The organism is Paenibacillus sp. O199 (assembly GCF_001636635.1).
Taxonomy (GTDB): domain Bacteria; phylum Bacillota; class Bacilli; order Paenibacillales; family Paenibacillaceae; genus Paenibacillus; species Paenibacillus marchantiae.
Genome location: NZ_LGRP01000036.1, coordinates 1 through 15,835 on the forward strand (window position 1 = coordinate 1; position 15,835 = coordinate 15,835).

Here is a 15,835-nt window from a genome sequence, read left to right on the forward strand (position 1 = left end):
TTAAGTTTGGGCTTACGAAGTAGTTTTGACTACGTCAAAACTTGAAGGTGGTGAAATCATGGCAAAAGGCATGCGCGAAATAAAGCGGCAAATTAAAAGCGTACAAAGCACCAAGCAGATCACCAAAGCAATGGAAATGGTAGCTGCCGCAAAACTGCGTAAAGCGCAGGAAAAAGCGGAAGCAGCTCGTCCTTATTCGGAGAAGCTGAAAGAAGTTGTGGCAAGTATTGCAAAAAGCACGCAAGGGGTTCAGCATCCGATGCTGGAAAGTCGTCCGGTCAAAAAGACAGCTTATCTGGTTATTACATCGGACCGCGGTCTTGCGGGTGGTTACAATGCGAATATTTTGCGTCAGGTCAACCTGACACTCAAAGAAAAGCACAACTCTCAGAATGACTACGAATTGTTCGTCATTGGACGTAAGGGACGCGATTATTTCAAACGGCGTGAAATGGCGATGACATCCACTACAACGGATCTTTCCGATTCGCCATCATTTGCAGATATCAAATCCATCGCACACGAAGCTGTTAAAGGGTTTGAATTGGGTAAATTTGATGAATTGTACATTTGTTATAACCGCTTTGTAAATGCGTTGACCCAGATTCCTACGGTAGAACGTCTTCTTCCGATGGAAACACCTGAGGTAACTGCTGCAGAAGGACCGACTGCAAGCTACGAGTATGAGCCGTCTCCTGAAGCTGTACTGGAGGTTTTGCTTCCGCGTTATGCGGAGACGCTGATCTATGGTGCACTTCTGAACGGTAAAGCGAGTGAGCTGGGTGCGAAAATGACGGCCATGGGTAATGCAACCAAAAATGCATCTAAACTCATTAATGACTTGTCATTGACCTATAACCGTGCCCGTCAAGCGGCGATTACGCAGGAGATTACGGAAATTGTGGCAGGTGCCAACGCAGCACAAGGCTAACCGTTTTTTATTAATGAAGGCTTGCAGAGCAAAGATAAACGAACGGTACATTATTTTTGCAAAAGTAGCAGGCTTGTAGGAGGGGAACGTTAAGATGAACAAAGGACGCGTTGTGAGCATCATGGGTCCGGTTGTTGACGTCGAGTTTGATCGCGGCGGTCTGCCGGAAATCCTCAATGCCATTACGATCACTACAGTAAGCGAAGCTGGCGTAAGTGTTAATCTGACACTCGAAGCTTCGAAACATCTGGGTGACAACCGGGTACGTTGTATCGCGATGTCCTCCACGGACGGACTCGTTCGTGGTATGGAAGCCGTAGATACAGGAGCTCCAATCTCTGTACCTGTTGGGGAAGCGACACTGGGTCGTGTATTTAACGTACTCGGCGAAGCCATTGATACTGGCGGCACTGTAGCTGCTGCACATAAAAATCCGATTCACCGCTCGGCTCCTGCATTTGATGAACTGACTACCCAGGCTGAAATGCTGGAGACAGGAATCAAAGTTATCGACTTGTTGGCTCCTTACGCCAAAGGTGGTAAAATCGGTCTCTTCGGTGGTGCCGGTGTAGGTAAAACCGTAACGATTCAGGAATTGATCAACAACATCGCACAAGAACACGGCGGTATCTCCGTATTCGCGGGTGTTGGTGAGCGTACACGTGAAGGTAATGACTTGTATCACGAGATGAGTGATTCCGGCGTTATCAACAAAACAGCAATGGTCTTCGGACAAATGAACGAGCCTCCAGGCGCACGTCTTCGTGTAGCCCTCACTGGTCTGACTATGGCGGAATACTTCCGTGATGAAGAAGGCCGTGACGTGTTGCTCTTTATCGATAACATCTTCCGTTTCACCCAAGCAGGTTCAGAAGTATCTGCCTTGCTCGGACGTATGCCTTCAGCGGTAGGTTACCAACCAACGCTGGCAACGGAAATGGGTCAACTGCAAGAACGTATCACTTCAACTAAAAAAGGTTCCGTTACATCCATCCAGGCCATCTACGTGCCTGCGGATGACTATACTGACCCGGCTCCAGCAACGACGTTTGCCCACTTGGATGCAACGACGAACCTGGAACGTAAAATTTCCGAGATGGGTATCTACCCTGCGGTAGATCCGCTGGCATCCAGCTCCCGGATCTTGTCCCCTGAAGTTGTAGGCGAAGAGCATTACAACGTAGCTCAAGGCGTTAAACGTATCTTGGCACGTTATAATGAATTGCAGGATATTATTGCGATTCTGGGTATGGACGAGCTGAGTGAAGAAGACAGAGCGCTCGTTTACCGTGCTCGTAAAATTCAACGTTTCTTGTCCCAGCCATTCCACGTTGCTGAAGCATTTAACGGTATTCCGGGTAAATACGTTCCGGTTAAAGAAACGGTGCGCAGCTTTAAAGAAATTCTCGAAGGCAAGCATGACGATCTTCCGGAAGCAGCTTTCCTCTTCGTGGGTACAATTGAAGAGGCAGTGGAGAAAGCCAAAACACTGGTATAATCTGAATCCAGGATTGTCCTTATGAAGCGAGCTATCGGATAGTTTCAGGAGGGATGGAATTGAGCACCTTTTTGTTGGAAATTGTAACGCCTGAGCGTTTGGTATTTACAGAGCAAGTGGATAGTATCATCGTTCGTGGTGTTGAAGGGGAACTGGGTATTATGCCAGGTCACATCCCTATGGTTACACCATTGCAGATCGCACCAATCATTATCAAAAACGGAAAACAGAACAAGCAGGTCGCTATTGGCGGCGGTTTTATCGAAGTCCGTAAAGATAAGGTTGTTGTCCTCGCAGAAAGTGCCGAATTCCCGGAAAGTATCGATGTGGACCGTGCGCGTGCGGCGAAAGAGCGGGCAGAACGCCGTCTCAGCAGCCAAAGCAATCAGGATCATTTTGATCACCGTCGGGCAGAGATTGCTCTGCAAAAAGCGGTTAACCGGATCAACGTATACGGCAAATAAACTGTTCACTGGAGCCTGGCGGCTTAGTCTGCCGGGCTTTTTTGAGTTTTTGGAACGTTTCCTTTTCCAGTTACAGTAAAATATATGGTCATTTTCTTCGGTTGAAGCTCTTGATTTAACGGCAAATAAAGTTAATTGTATTCACCGTTTATGGGCAGTTGAATAGAATGTAGGACTAAAGTCGTGGCGATAATGATCACTGTTGGAACCATTTTTAACGACGGAAATCCAAATTATTTCCGAGGAAATGACAGGATCGATATCGAAATAACGCTCTTTTATGTCGTTTTAGTCACAAAATCCCGGCATTTTGAATTTAAAATATTATCAAAGTGGAAATCAATGTAATTGACAATGTATGATGAAAGAGCCTATATTCCATAGAGTCAGCAGATGCAGGAAGCTGCGTTGATGAATTCCATAGTCATTCACAGCCAGATTGTTGCTGCTCCGTGATTGGGCATCCAGATTTCCTGCATAGCAGGAGTAAGTCTGACAGTAGACTCAGTACGTTGTGTTCAAGTCATTCCATTGTTCTAACAAGTTATGGATGCCAGGCATAATTATGCTGATCGCTGCAACAAATGTGGAGGTAATGAATATATGGATACTGACCTGACGAATCAGTTGAACCAGACATTAAGTACGAATGGCTTAGTTTCGATTATCGTCTCTCTTTTATGTATAGCGTTGTCGTGGTGGGCTTTGCAGAATCTCAAGCTGGATTTAATCATCAGGCAGCCACGAGGAGCACAGGGAAGACTGTTACATTTACTGTTGGCCATTATACTTGGGCATGCTGTTTCAGGCTTTGTCATTGACTATTTGTCATGGACACAAATGTTGCGCCATTTGTTTTAATGTTGAGATGGTTGGTTAATCATCTGTTAGGTTCTTCAAGCAGTGTAATGTCGAATAACATCGATTAATTGTGTTAACAATTAGAGTATGAGTTGTCGGCAAAGAAATTAAGAAAAAAGTGTGACGTGGAATTGGATGAATTTGAGATGTTTTATGTAAAAATGCTTGTATCGTACAATTCAACAATGTTATGATGGAAGTTAGGGAATTCACAATTGTTCACTTATTTTGTGGTTATAAACGGGATATCCGGATGAATCCGGCTAATAATCATCCCAATCTGTCTGTTCAGATGTTTGCTGGCCTGTAAGGCATTACATTTACAAGTCGGAGGGCATCATGCAACGCACGTGGTATCATCGATATGGATTATAAACCAATTCTTTTCTGAATAGACATCAAGGGCATTATTTGCCAGGCTATGTCGAAATTCCACACACAGCAACAGTCTTTTCTATTACAGAAGGGCTCACGTATTCCGGAATGAAGAAAAGGGAATAAAAGCGCGGAGGGAACCATGATGAGCAAATTTATCGTCCGCGGTGGCAAAAGGTTGACCGGAAGTGTCAAAGTTAGCGGCGCTAAAAATTCTGTTCTTCCGATCATCGCTGCCTCTCTCTTAGGGGAAGAAGGACAAAGCGTTATTATTGACGCTCCTCCTCTAGACGATGTGATGACGATTAACAAGGTGTTGGAATCGCTGGGAGCGGGTGTTACATACCGGGACGAAGTGATTACCGTAAATGCGGAGAAACTTACTTCCTGTGAGGCACCGTATGAATGGGTAAGTAAAATGCGGGCGTCATTTCTGGTCATGGGGCCATTGTTGACGCGTATGGGTCATACAAGAATTTCGCTTCCTGGTGGATGTGCCATCGGTACACGGCCTATTGATCAGCATTTGAAAGGTTTTGAAGCCATGGGCGCTGAGATCAGCTTGGGCCAAGGCTATATAGAAGCTCGTAGCCAAGGACGGTTGCGTGGCGCGAAAATTTATCTAGATGTGGCTTCTGTAGGTGCCACTCAAAATATTATGATGGCTGCAACATTGGCTGAAGGTGTAACTGTTCTTGAGAACGCGGCAAAAGAGCCAGAGATTGTGGATCTTGCCAACTTCCTGAATGGAATGGGTGCCAAAGTACGAGGTGCCGGAACAGGAGTCATCCGCATCGAAGGTGTGGAGAAACTGTCTGGCGTGAAGCATACCGTCATTCCGGACCGGGTTGAAGCAGGTACCTATATGGCTGCTGCTGCAATCTCCGGTGGTGATGTGTATATCGAAGGTGCGATTTCAGACCACTTGGGTTCTGTTATTGCGAAGCTGGAAGAAATGGGTGTAACCATTCATCCTGATGAGAATGGCGTTCGTGTCATTGCAGATCGTCCGCTCAAGGCTGTGGATGTGAAAACATTACCATACCCAGGTTTCCCTACCGATATGCAATCCCAAATGATGGCGCTTTTGCTTGCCTCTGAGGGAACCAGTGTTGTAACAGAGACTGTTTTTGAAAATCGCTTCATGCATGTGGATGAATTCCAATTGATGAATGCGGAGATCAAAGTTGAAGGACGTTCGTCCATCATCACGGGCAATGCCAAGCTGAAGGGTGCCAAAGTAACAGCTACCGATTTGCGTGCGGGTGCCGCACTTATTATCGCGGGTCTTGTTGCTGAAGGTACAACGGAAGTGGGCGGTGTTCATCACATCGACCGTGGTTACGTACATCTCGCTGAGAAGCTTAACGGACTTGGAGCCGATATTTATCGTATTTCGGTTGAAGAGCCTAAGCTGGATGCAGTTAAAGTATCGAATGAAAAAGTCGGGGAAGAAGTACCGCTGTTCAAAGTACAACCGACCTGGGCATAACATCGAATTGGATAATAGGCGTTGCTCTCTAATATGAATCACACATCATTGTATATTGCGGATACGAGAGCATGCGTGCTGTCATTTAAATTCAGATCAAAAGCTAAGCCATCTGGCTTGGCTTTTTTTTGTGTTCAACGATCCATTGAATCAGTACCTGATTCTATTAATAGCTGGTCTTAACTTATATAGCATAACATCATATTCTGTACCAATTCTGAACAAATGAAAGAGCATGCTTTTGGAGGAACGGGTGGTACCTTATGGAACCGGATTCCGCGACAGATCAATGTTTTTTAATGATACATAGCAGAAGTAAGTTAGAAATCGCCACAGATGGAATGCCTTCGTTTCTCTTAAATCAGGTTCTATCAGATCCAGCCAGCTCATACCCTAAACTATGGATTTGAACAAAAGGACCGGCGCTTGACCGGCCATGGACAACGGAGGGTTATATCAAAATGAAAGAAGCCCGTGTGCAGGTTAAGGTACCTCTTGTCCCTCGTCCACTAGTGAAGGAGCCAGAAGAGATTGCTGGTTTCGGTGTGGAAAAAGACAAGCTTGCTTCAACGAACATCAGAACTGTTCCAGATGAGCCCGTAACAACATCTCCTAGACGGCCTAGCTCCCAACAGGAGTCAGCTCAACACACTGCGGCACGTATACACATGCCTGTCATTGAATTAGACCAGTTTCGTCGTGTGAAGCGCCGCCGAATGCGTACGTTCGGCCGAGGCCGCAGATGGGGCAAGAACAATACTCGGTGGCAGCCAGCGGCCGCTGTATCGGCAGTGCTTGCACTTGCGCTGTTGATCCCCGCCATTCTGGTCTGGCCGCGGACGGATGATCCAGTTAAACCGATCCCTGTCCCACCAGGTACAGGCAGTGTAACGACTCCAGCACCTTCTCCAGCTGTACCTGTTACCTACCCTGAACCTCAAGTAAGGGTGTACCTGTCTGCAACCGGTACGACGATGAATCTTCCACTTGAAGATTATGTTACCGGAGTTGTCGCTGCCGAGATGCCAGCTGAGTTCAGATTGGAAGCTCTGAAGGCACAGGCCATCGCTGCAAGGACATTTATCGTGAGAAGGCTGGCAGCCAACGATACAAGCGGTGTACCTTCAGGAGAAGCCGATGTAACAGATACCGTGAGTCATCAGGTGTTCATACCACCAGAACAAGTAAAAGCGGACTGGACGCGTCTGGGGAAAGCGAAGGAATGGGAGAAGCTGCAGCAGGCTGTCCGCGAAAGCAAGGATGCCGTCATGACATATCAAGGCAAGGCAATTACCGCATCCTTTTTCTCTACAAGTAATGGGTATACGGAGAATGCAGAGGATGTATGGGGGAACCCTGTACCATATTTGCAAAGTGTAGCGAGTCCATGGGATAAAAACCTGGCTCCGGGCTTTGAGGAAACCATAACGATGAAGCGCAGCGAGATTCTCCAGAAGTTGAATCTGGGGGCAAATGCCATCCCTGTGAGCGCGCAGCAGAGCGGTGGTTGGATGGAAGTATTGTCTACAACGCAAGGCCATCGGATCAAGGAGATACAGATTGCAGGTAAAACGTTTAGCGGACCGGAAGCTCGAAAGCTGCTTGGGCTTAGATCCAGCCAGTTCAGTTGGAAGACCGATGGAGACGAGGTTCAGATTACAACGTATGGATACGGTCATGGAGTCGGCATGAGCCAGTGGGGAGCCAACGGCATGGCACAAGAGGGTCACACCGCGACCCAGATTCTCAAACACTACTACACCGGCATCTCCTTCGGACAGGCATCCAAGATGCTAGCCTCCAAATAGGCCAACGTGGAAGTCGTTATCGTCCGGGCCATTTGAAGTACCAACCGTTAGTCTATTAGCAGTAATGGGCCACTGAATAATATAAAGCGAGGCATCGCAGGCAATCTATGAAGTTGCTAAGCTTTGAATCAAAACCCACCGTTTGCTCTACTAATGAACTTAAAACTATAACGCCATGTTCAATCTCACAAACTCAATTTATAAGGATTGGCTGCTAAATTCAATCCATGCATTTCTGTCTATCACCCCTTCCGGAGCTTTCAGGACTTGGCTATATATGCGGAGAGTGTGCCAGGTGTATGGAGAGCGGAGGGGACAGAAAAGGCCTGTAGAAACGAAGTGTCCGCCTTTACTACCGGATTTCACCTTTGAAGAAGGTGATAGAAGAAATCTGGGAGTAACAGCCGGTCGAAAGGTTTTCTGGCCCCGAAGCGGCGCACAAACTGAGCTCATCTCCTAACTTATATAGCACTCTTTGAAAGTTCTGTGAAAATAATTAGAGTCGCGCGTGTATAAAAGAGTTGCACCCGGTAACACTTGTTACTGAGGTGATTAAGATGAATGAACAAAACAAAAAAACAGGCCAAGAAGAAACTCCTAAAACAACTCAAGGAGTACCGGCTAGCCAGCCCTCTTCATGGAAAAGAGCAATGTCCAAACGTTGGGTCTTCCCGGCAGCCTACATCGCAGCAGCAGGCATTATACTAACCTTAGTGTGGGTCTATCAGGGCACAGGCGACAAAACGCTGAACTCGGACCCTACAAGTGGGGTAGTAGAAACGGGCGCATCGGGTACAGAAGGAACAGCGGTTAACGGAGAACAGGAAAGTGTGGAAGTTGTTGCAAAGTCGGAGAATTTTGTATGGCCGGTAGCGGTTCCGTCCGAAATTTCGGTAGTAAAACCTTTCTATGACAACGAAGCTTCAACTGAGGAACATGAAGCAGCGATGGTGCAGTACAATGACACATTTATTCCGAACACGGGTGTAGATCTGGCACGTGGGGATAACAAAACGTTCGAAGTCAAAGCAGCACTCGGCGGAAAAGTTACCCGGGTTGAACAAAACCCGCTGACAGGTCAAGTTGTGGAAATCACACACAGTGATAACCTCAAAACCGTATACCAAAGCCTGGCTGACGTCAAAGTGAAACAGGATGATGAAGTGAAGCAAGGAGATGCAATTGCATCGGCTGGCGTTAATGAACTGGAAAAAACGCTGGGCAACCACCTTCACTTTGAAGTTTACGAAGACGGACAACCGGTTAACCCGCAAGGATATCTTCCGGAAAAATAAAATGATTTTTACCGCAGCAACATGACGGGCAGAGGGAATTCTCCTCTGCTCTTTTTGTGCTTTTCAGAAAATAATGGGACCTTCGAAGCTTGTCACACCTTTAAACCGCGAATATATAGGCATGCTCCTCATATAATGTACCAAACTATCCACACAGTAGGGAGGCGGGAGCGTGCACGATTACATCAAGGAACGGACCATAAAAATTGGTCGCTGCATTGTTGAGACGAGGAATACGGTCCGTACCATTGCCAAGGAATTCGGCGTGTCAAAGAGTACTGTGCATAAGGATCTGACGGAGCGTCTGCCGGAAATTAACCCTGATCTTGCTGACCAGGTGAAACACATTCTGGAGTATCACAAGTCCATCCGTCATTTGCGGGGCGGTGAAGCGACCAAAATTAAATACAAAAAAACAAGCGGTAAAAAACGCGAGGTGCTGGCTTCCGCTAAATCGTAGAGACCTGCGGAAAGACGTAGGCCAAAAAGCTCACACATGCATTGAATCCCTCCCCTGAAGTATGATATGTTAAAAGCTGGTACAGGATCGAATTATGACATCTTATCAGCCCGATTTTTACATATATATGTTGCACTTTGTCGAACGAGCGGTGACGTGATAAGGGACTCTTTTTCACAGGATACGCTGACCAAATAATATCACTTTGGGGGCTCTTTTATGTTTAGCAAGGATATCGGTATTGATCTTGGCACGGCAAACGTGCTTATTCACGTGAAAGGAAGTGGGGTTGTCCTCGATGAACCTTCCGTCGTGACCATTGAAAGCGATACGAAGCGGGTCCTTGCTGTTGGGGAAGAAGCGCGTCGTATGGTGGGGCGTACTCCAGGTAACATTGTTGCCATTAGACCGCTGCGTGACGGTGTTATTGCGGACTTCGAGATTACGGAAGCTATGCTTAGACATTTCATTAATCGTGTGGGGGCAAGAAGCTGGTACAGCCACCCGCGTATTCTGATCTGTGCACCAACCAACATTACTTCCGTGGAGCAGAAGGCTATCCGTGAAGCTGCAGAGCGCAGCGGTGCCAAAGAAGTATTTCTGGAAGAAGAGCCGAAAGCGGCAGCGATCGGTGCGGGGATGGATATTTTTCAGCCGAGCGGCAATATGGTCGTGGATATCGGCGGCGGAACGACTGACGTTGCAGTCCTGTCTATGGGCGACGTAGTCACCGCCTCTTCTATTAAAGTCGCAGGGGACAAGTTCGACGAAGCGATTACCAAGTTTATCAAAGCCAAATACAAGCTCATGATCGGTGAACGTACAGCCGAAGATCTCAAAATTGCGATTGGTTCCGTGCATCCGGGTGGTCGTCAAACAGAGATGGACATTCGCGGACGGGATATGGTATCCGGTTTGCCTGTTACCGTAACGGTGTCGGGAAATGAAGTGCAAGAGGCGCTATGGGATTCCGTGCAATCTATTATCGTGGCAGCCAAGTCGGTATTGGAGCGGACGCCACCAGAATTAGCGGCAGACATTATTGACCGAGGTGTCGTGTTGACAGGTGGAGGCGCTTTGCTGAACGGACTGGACGAACTGTTGTCCAATGAATTGCATGTACCGGTATGGGTTGCAGAGGATCCGATGCATTGTGTCGTGAAGGGAACAGGCATTATGTTGAATAATTTGGATCAAGTAGTTAAGAAAAAGTTCTAATCTGCCGATATAAAAAGCAAAGGTTCGCCCAAGCTTCGGAAGCAGAACGGACAAGTAGCCATCCTGTAATGCAGGACAAGCGCTTGAGGAGAGGGGTTAATACATGTTAAGAGGTCTGTACACCGCTACCGCGGGAATGATTACGCAACAACGCCGCCATGACACCGCAACGCAGAACATCGTAAATATGAACACAACGGGATATAAACAAGTGAACAGCGTAAGCCGTTCTTTCCCGGAAATGCTCATTACTTTGGTAGGCGGAGATGCCAATCTTCCGACAAAGCGGCTGGGCAAGCTGAACACAGGTGTGTTCGCGGAAGAAAGTTTGTCCATGAATTTGCAGGGAGCCATTATGGAAAGTGGGCAAAAGAGTGATTTTGCCATTTCGTCCAATCTGGCCGTGAATGATCCACAGACAGGACAACCTGTCCCGTTTGACGGTTCAGGCAAATTTGTACGAGCTGATGGCACGGTAACTTACCAACCTCAGGCGTATTTTACAGTACAGGATGCAGAAGGCAACAGAAGATATACACGTGATGGTCACTTCGAGGTTACAGGAACTGGACAGCTGCTCAGCTCAACAGGTTCACAGGTTCTGGATAATAATGGACAACCTGTTGTATTGACAGGCTCGGTAGACCAATTTAAAGTGGATGAGCAAGGTCGTCTCGTCAATGCAGAGACGGGTGCACCCACAGGAGTCACATTGGGAATCAGCGTCATCGATCAACCCAACCAACTGGTACGTCAAGGCGATGGTAATTTCAGCCTGAATGATCAGAATGGAGCAACCGCTCGGATGATGGCTGCCGGTGATAATGTGCAGATCCGTCAGGGCTACCTGGAAGGTTCGAATGTGGATGCATCACAGGCAACTGTAGATATGAACGCAGCATTCCGTGCATATGAAGCGAACCAGAAGGTCGTACAATTCTACGACCGCAGTCTGGATAAAGCCGTCAATGAAGTTGGGCGTGTATAACGCCAACGTATAATATAGCCGCGTAGCGAAGAGGCAAACGCCCTTTGCGAAGCGCAGAGCCTAACCGCAACCGAGCTTATGCGAGGATTGCGCAGTATTATCCTAAGCGCAGCGATGGTCTCGACAGTCCTTTGCGAAGCAAAGCAGGGAGAGACCACGCGGAGCGCAAAAGCCTAACCGCAGCCGAGCTTATGCGAGGATTGCGCAGCATTAAGCTGAGCGCAGCGACGGTCTCGACAGTCCTTTGCGAAGCAAAGCAAGGAGAGACCACGCGGAGCTACACGCCGCATAAAGAGCGTGCCGGGCTATGATTCAGCCATGTGAAACTATGGCGGGAATCATAGCCCGGCAGTCGCGGCGCGCACACACCACCGTCACTTAGCAAGATCGTACCCCACTTACCTAATCCGCCTGTTTCGGGAGTCCAGAGGGCAGCGCCATCTGGGGCCCTCCCTACTAGGGAGGGCTTGGGAGGGTGGACAGGAAACAGGGAGGGTAACCACCGAATGAATAATTCCATGATTAGTGCAATGGTTTCCATGACCGGAATACAGCAGCGTCTGGATGTCATTTCCGATAATATTGCCAACGTGAATACGGCAGGCTATAAGAGTAAGCAAGCAGCCTTCGAAGATGTACTGACACGTGTGCAGCAGCAACCGGACAAGTACAAGCTGGATGGACGCTCGACCCCGATGGGATACAACCTCGGGTTTGGTGTACGTTTGGCTGATGTGACAAAGGATATGAGTCAGGGTACGCTCAATGAGACAGGTAGTCCTACCGATCTGGCGATTGAAGGCAATGCGATGTTTGCCGTTGAAGCAAATGGTGAGAAAATGTGGACGCGTCAGGGTTCATTCCATTTTGTCCCTGATACAAGACCCAAAACGAATCCCAATGCGCCAGACATGATGGTATTGGTCAATGGCGAAGGCCACTTTGCATTGGATCGTCAAGGTAATCGCATTACGGCACCGAATAACAGCAAGGTTGCATTTGATGAAAAAGGCAATCTGTTGATCCGTCGTGGCAATGAAGCCAATGCAACGATTGGAGCCCAATTGCAACTCGTTGATATTGAGCGTCCGGAAGGTCTTGTGCAGTATGCGGATAACCTGTTTGGTCTGGATGCGGGTCTGACCGAGGATGATGTATTTGGAGCCAATGCAGCTACACGTGAAGCGACAGCCATGATCCGTGCAGGATACATTGAACAGTCCAACGTGGATTTGACACAAGAGATGGCTTTGCTGATGCAAGGACAGCGGACTTACCAACTGGCGGCACGTGCGCTGACATCCAGTGATTCCATGGCGGGTCTTGCCAACAATATGAGAGCATAAAAGGTGAATGTGATGACAGATACACAGCAGCAGAACAGCAAGCCGGATAAGACGAAAGTCAAGAAGAAGAAGAGTGGATGGCGCATCGCAAGATGGTTTCTGGTTCCGGTCCTGCTTGTTCTTGCCCTCGCTGGCGGATTGGTGGCTGGCTACGTGGTACTGGGCAAACAGGATATCGGTTCCGTATTGCAGTGGAGTACATGGGAACATGTATATGATTTGGTGTTCGCTCCGTAGATGAACGATATATGCAAAACTCCTGCGCAGGCAGGAGTTTTCTTTTTGGCGTTGAAAACAGTATAATGATGGATGACGTTTGACGTTTGACGTCAAAAGAGGCCTCCCCTGCGAAAGACATTCGTCATCGCGAAGAGAGACCCCTTATCTCAACCTTCACTACTGCAGTCATGAAGGATATAACTAGTGTTAACCGAAAATATGCTTTTCATACAACATTAAAATTAAAAACCTTTTATATGAGGCCCGACTTGATCATAATCAGATTTTCCATGTCCGCACTAAAGTCAGTGGAGGGAACGGAATCGTTCGAAAGAAGCGAAGCGCTCGCCTTTGTTTCCGAATGTTATTCATCTGAAAATAGTTCAGAACATTCGGAAACAACAGCGATCGAAAGAACGATCCGTAACCGTAACGGTCACCTGTGCGCACATGAGAACTTTATGATGGAGAATTCTCATATAAACATCCCGAGAGGAGATTATACTGTGCTCGATATCAAACAGATCCAAGAGATTATTCCACACCGTCCCCCGTTTCTGCTGGTGGACAAGATTGTAGAGTTAGAGGATGGCAAACGTGCCGTTGGTTTGAAAAATGTAACCATTAATGAACCTTTCTTCATTGGTCATTTTCCAGAGTATCCGGTAATGCCGGGTGTGTTGATTACAGAAGCTCTGGCACAGGTCGGTGCAGTAGCCATTCTTAATTTGGAAGGCAACAAAGGCAAAATCGGCTTTTTGGCGGGACTGGACAATTTCCGATTCCGTGGACAAGTTGTGCCTGGAGATACGTTGATGCTGGAAGTGGAAATTACGCGTCTCAAAGGTTCAATTGGTAAAGGCAAGGCTACAGCCAAAGTAGGCGACAAAGTGGTAGCTGAAGGCGAGATCATGTTCGCACTGTCTGACCCAAGCTAATGATTGTATCGTTCAGCAGTTCATTGAATTTTATATAGAAGGAAGGGGTTTGCAGGAATGGAACAGTTAAGCACAACAGCAGCACAAACATTGCAGCAGTGGTTGGAGGATGCTTCGATTGATGAAGCGACGAAACAGGAGCTTCGTGATTTGCAGGATCAGCCGAAAGAGCTGGAGGATCGTTTTTACAGAAATCTAGAGTTTGGTACAGGTGGATTGCGTGGTGTGATCGGAGCGGGAAGCAACCGGATGAACCGTTATACCGTGGGTCGTGCAACGCAAGGGTTTGCCCGTTATTTGCTGGAGCAGCATGGTGACAAAGAAGGTAAACCTTCTGTTGTGATCGCGCATGATTCCCGTCATTTCTCACCTGAGTTCACACTGGATGCTGCCTTGGTTCTGGCTGGAAATGGCATTGTGGCTAAGTTGTTTACATCCCTGCGTCCTACGCCTCAGCTTTCCTTCAGTGTACGTCATCTGCAAGCAACCGGCGGTATTGTGGTGACAGCAAGTCATAATCCTCCTGAATACAATGGCTACAAAGTATACAACCACGAGGGTGGCCAACTGGTACCACACGAAGCGGAGAAAGTCATTCAATACATTCAGGAAGTTCCTTCCCTCGCGGATGTGAAAAAGCTGACGCAGGAAGAAGCCGAGGCTCAAGGATTGCTCGTATGGCTTGGGGAAGAGGAAGATCAGGCATTTGTTGATACCATTGCCAGCCTGAGCCTCAGTCGGGACCTGATTCAATCCGGCGTCGGCCGTGATTTCAAAATCGTCTTCACTCCACTGCACGGAACAGGTAATGTGCCTGTACGTCGTGTGTTGGAACAGATCGGTTTTGAGCAGGTTCACATTGTGGCAGAGCAAGAACAGCCTGATGCTGAATTTTCCACAGTGAAATCCCCTAACCCTGAAGAGCGCGAAGCATTTACGCTTGCAATGAAGCTGGGTGAATCTGTGGGTGCGGACATTCTGATCGGTACAGATCCGGATGCAGACCGCATGGGTGCAGTAGTGAAAGACAAGGATGGCAAGTATTTCGTACTGTCGGGTAACCAATCCGGAGCGATCATGGTGCATTATGTGTTGAGTCGTTTGCAAGAGACAGGTAAGCTGCCGAAGAACAGTGCAGTTGTCAAAACGATTGTAACAAGCGAGATGGGAGCGGTCATTGCTGAGCATTACGGTGCAGAAGTGATGAACACCCTGACAGGCTTTAAATATATCGGTGAAAAAATGAACCAGTTCGAAGCAACCGGCAGTCATACGTTCTTGTTCGGTTATGAGGAGAGCTACGGTTACCTGGCAGGCAGCTACGCACGTGACAAGGATGCAGTCCTGGCTGCAATGCTGATTGCTGAAGCAGCTGCTTATTATAAAAACCAAGGCAAAACGCTCTATGATGTCCTGCAAGAGCTGTACAGCCAATTCGGATATTTCCTGGAGAAGCTGGAGTCCCGTACGCTGAAAGGCAAGGATGGCGTAGCTCAAATTCAGGCGAAAATGACCGACTGGCGTTCTAATCCGCCACAAGAAGTAGCCGGCATCGCTGTACAAGATGTGCTGGATTACTCCCTTGGCTTGGATGGCTTGCCTAAAGAGAACGTTCTAAAATTTATTTTGGCAGACGGATCATGGTTCTGCCTGCGTCCTTCGGGAACAGAACCGAAGATCAAAGTATACTTCGCTGTGCGCGGAGAGGACCTCGAAGACGCCGAAAGCCGTATTGAACGTTTGGCTACTACGGTGATGACGCGTGTAGACGCACAATAAATACGAATGCAGTACTGAGCAAGAACATGAGAAAGCCTCTCCGCACCGTAAGGTTGGTTGGCGGAGGGGCTTTTCTTTTAGGTAAAAAGGTGAATTCCTACGTCTATTTTGGATGAATTGCGGATAGATGCACGTTTGTTGACACAAGCTGTTTGTATCCGGT

The 15,835-nt window shown here is 47.8% G+C and carries 15 protein-coding genes; all 15 read left to right on the top strand.

Going from position 1 to position 15,835, the window contains the following annotated elements; all coding sequences use genetic code 11:
- Positions 1 to 58 precede the first annotated feature (58 nt).
- Positions 59 to 931: an ATP synthase F1 subunit gamma gene (gene atpG / locus A6049_RS27960; protein ID WP_063567727.1), complete on the top strand. Its 873-nt coding sequence runs from the start codon at positions 59 to 61 to the stop codon at positions 929 to 931.
- Positions 932 to 1,025: 94 nt separating this feature from the next.
- Positions 1,026 to 2,429 (top strand): F0F1 ATP synthase subunit beta, encoded by a 1,404-nt coding sequence (gene atpD, locus A6049_RS27965; RefSeq protein ID WP_063567728.1) that lies wholly within the window; start codon positions 1,026 to 1,028, stop codon positions 2,427 to 2,429.
- A gap of 59 nt (positions 2,430 to 2,488) precedes the next feature.
- Entirely contained in the window at positions 2,489 to 2,893 is a 405-nt protein-coding gene (locus A6049_RS27970; RefSeq protein ID WP_062321712.1) for a F0F1 ATP synthase subunit epsilon, read from the top strand.
- Between the two features lie 603 nt (positions 2,894 to 3,496).
- On the top strand, positions 3,497 to 3,754 hold the full coding sequence (locus A6049_RS27975) for a DUF1146 family protein (protein ID WP_062321714.1): 258 nt from the start codon (positions 3,497 to 3,499) through the stop codon (positions 3,752 to 3,754).
- Positions 3,755 to 4,274: 520 nt separating this feature from the next.
- Positions 4,275 to 5,621 carry a UDP-N-acetylglucosamine 1-carboxyvinyltransferase gene (gene murA / locus A6049_RS27980; protein ID WP_095206240.1) on the top strand — a complete coding sequence of 449 codons (1,347 nt, stop codon included), beginning with the start codon at positions 4,275 to 4,277 and terminating at the stop codon, positions 5,619 to 5,621.
- 461 nt (positions 5,622 to 6,082) lie between these two features.
- The gene (gene spoIID / locus A6049_RS27985; protein WP_063567730.1) at positions 6,083 to 7,429 is read left to right on the top strand and encodes a stage II sporulation protein D; all 1,347 of its coding nucleotides are present in this window, start codon (positions 6,083 to 6,085) and stop codon (positions 7,427 to 7,429) included.
- 557 nt (positions 7,430 to 7,986) lie between these two features.
- A complete protein-coding gene (locus tag A6049_RS27990) occupies positions 7,987 to 8,724 on the top strand; it encodes a M23 family metallopeptidase (RefSeq protein ID WP_063567731.1) in 738 nt (245 codons plus the stop codon).
- Positions 8,725 to 8,896: 172 nt separating this feature from the next.
- Positions 8,897 to 9,184, top strand: coding sequence for a sporulation transcriptional regulator SpoIIID (gene spoIIID / locus A6049_RS27995; protein WP_024632710.1), 288 nt, complete (start codon positions 8,897 to 8,899; stop codon positions 9,182 to 9,184).
- A gap of 219 nt (positions 9,185 to 9,403) precedes the next feature.
- Positions 9,404 to 10,402, top strand: a complete 999-nt coding sequence (gene mreB, locus A6049_RS28000) for a rod shape-determining protein (RefSeq protein WP_063567732.1) — start codon at positions 9,404 to 9,406, stop codon at positions 10,400 to 10,402.
- A gap of 103 nt (positions 10,403 to 10,505) precedes the next feature.
- A complete protein-coding gene (locus tag A6049_RS28005) occupies positions 10,506 to 11,390 on the top strand; it encodes a flagellar hook-basal body protein (RefSeq protein ID WP_063567733.1) in 885 nt (294 codons plus the stop codon).
- A 44-nt stretch (positions 11,391 to 11,434) separates the two neighbouring features.
- A complete protein-coding gene (locus A6049_RS28010; RefSeq protein WP_063567734.1) occupies positions 11,435 to 11,701 on the top strand; it encodes a hypothetical protein in 267 nt (88 codons plus the stop codon).
- A 195-nt stretch (positions 11,702 to 11,896) separates the two neighbouring features.
- Positions 11,897 to 12,736, top strand: a complete 840-nt coding sequence (locus A6049_RS28015) for a flagellar hook-basal body protein (protein ID WP_063567735.1) — start codon at positions 11,897 to 11,899, stop codon at positions 12,734 to 12,736.
- Between the two features lie 12 nt (positions 12,737 to 12,748).
- Positions 12,749 to 12,973: a DNA-directed RNA polymerase subunit beta gene (locus A6049_RS28020; protein ID WP_024632706.1), complete on the top strand. Its 225-nt coding sequence runs from the start codon at positions 12,749 to 12,751 to the stop codon at positions 12,971 to 12,973.
- A gap of 488 nt (positions 12,974 to 13,461) precedes the next feature.
- Entirely contained in the window at positions 13,462 to 13,893 is a 432-nt protein-coding gene (fabZ, locus tag A6049_RS28025) for a 3-hydroxyacyl-ACP dehydratase FabZ (RefSeq protein WP_063567749.1), read from the top strand.
- Between the two features lie 57 nt (positions 13,894 to 13,950).
- Positions 13,951 to 15,672 carry a phospho-sugar mutase gene (locus A6049_RS28030; protein WP_063567736.1) on the top strand — a complete coding sequence of 574 codons (1,722 nt, stop codon included), beginning with the start codon at positions 13,951 to 13,953 and terminating at the stop codon, positions 15,670 to 15,672.
- The last annotated feature ends 163 nt before the right edge of the window (positions 15,673 to 15,835 follow it).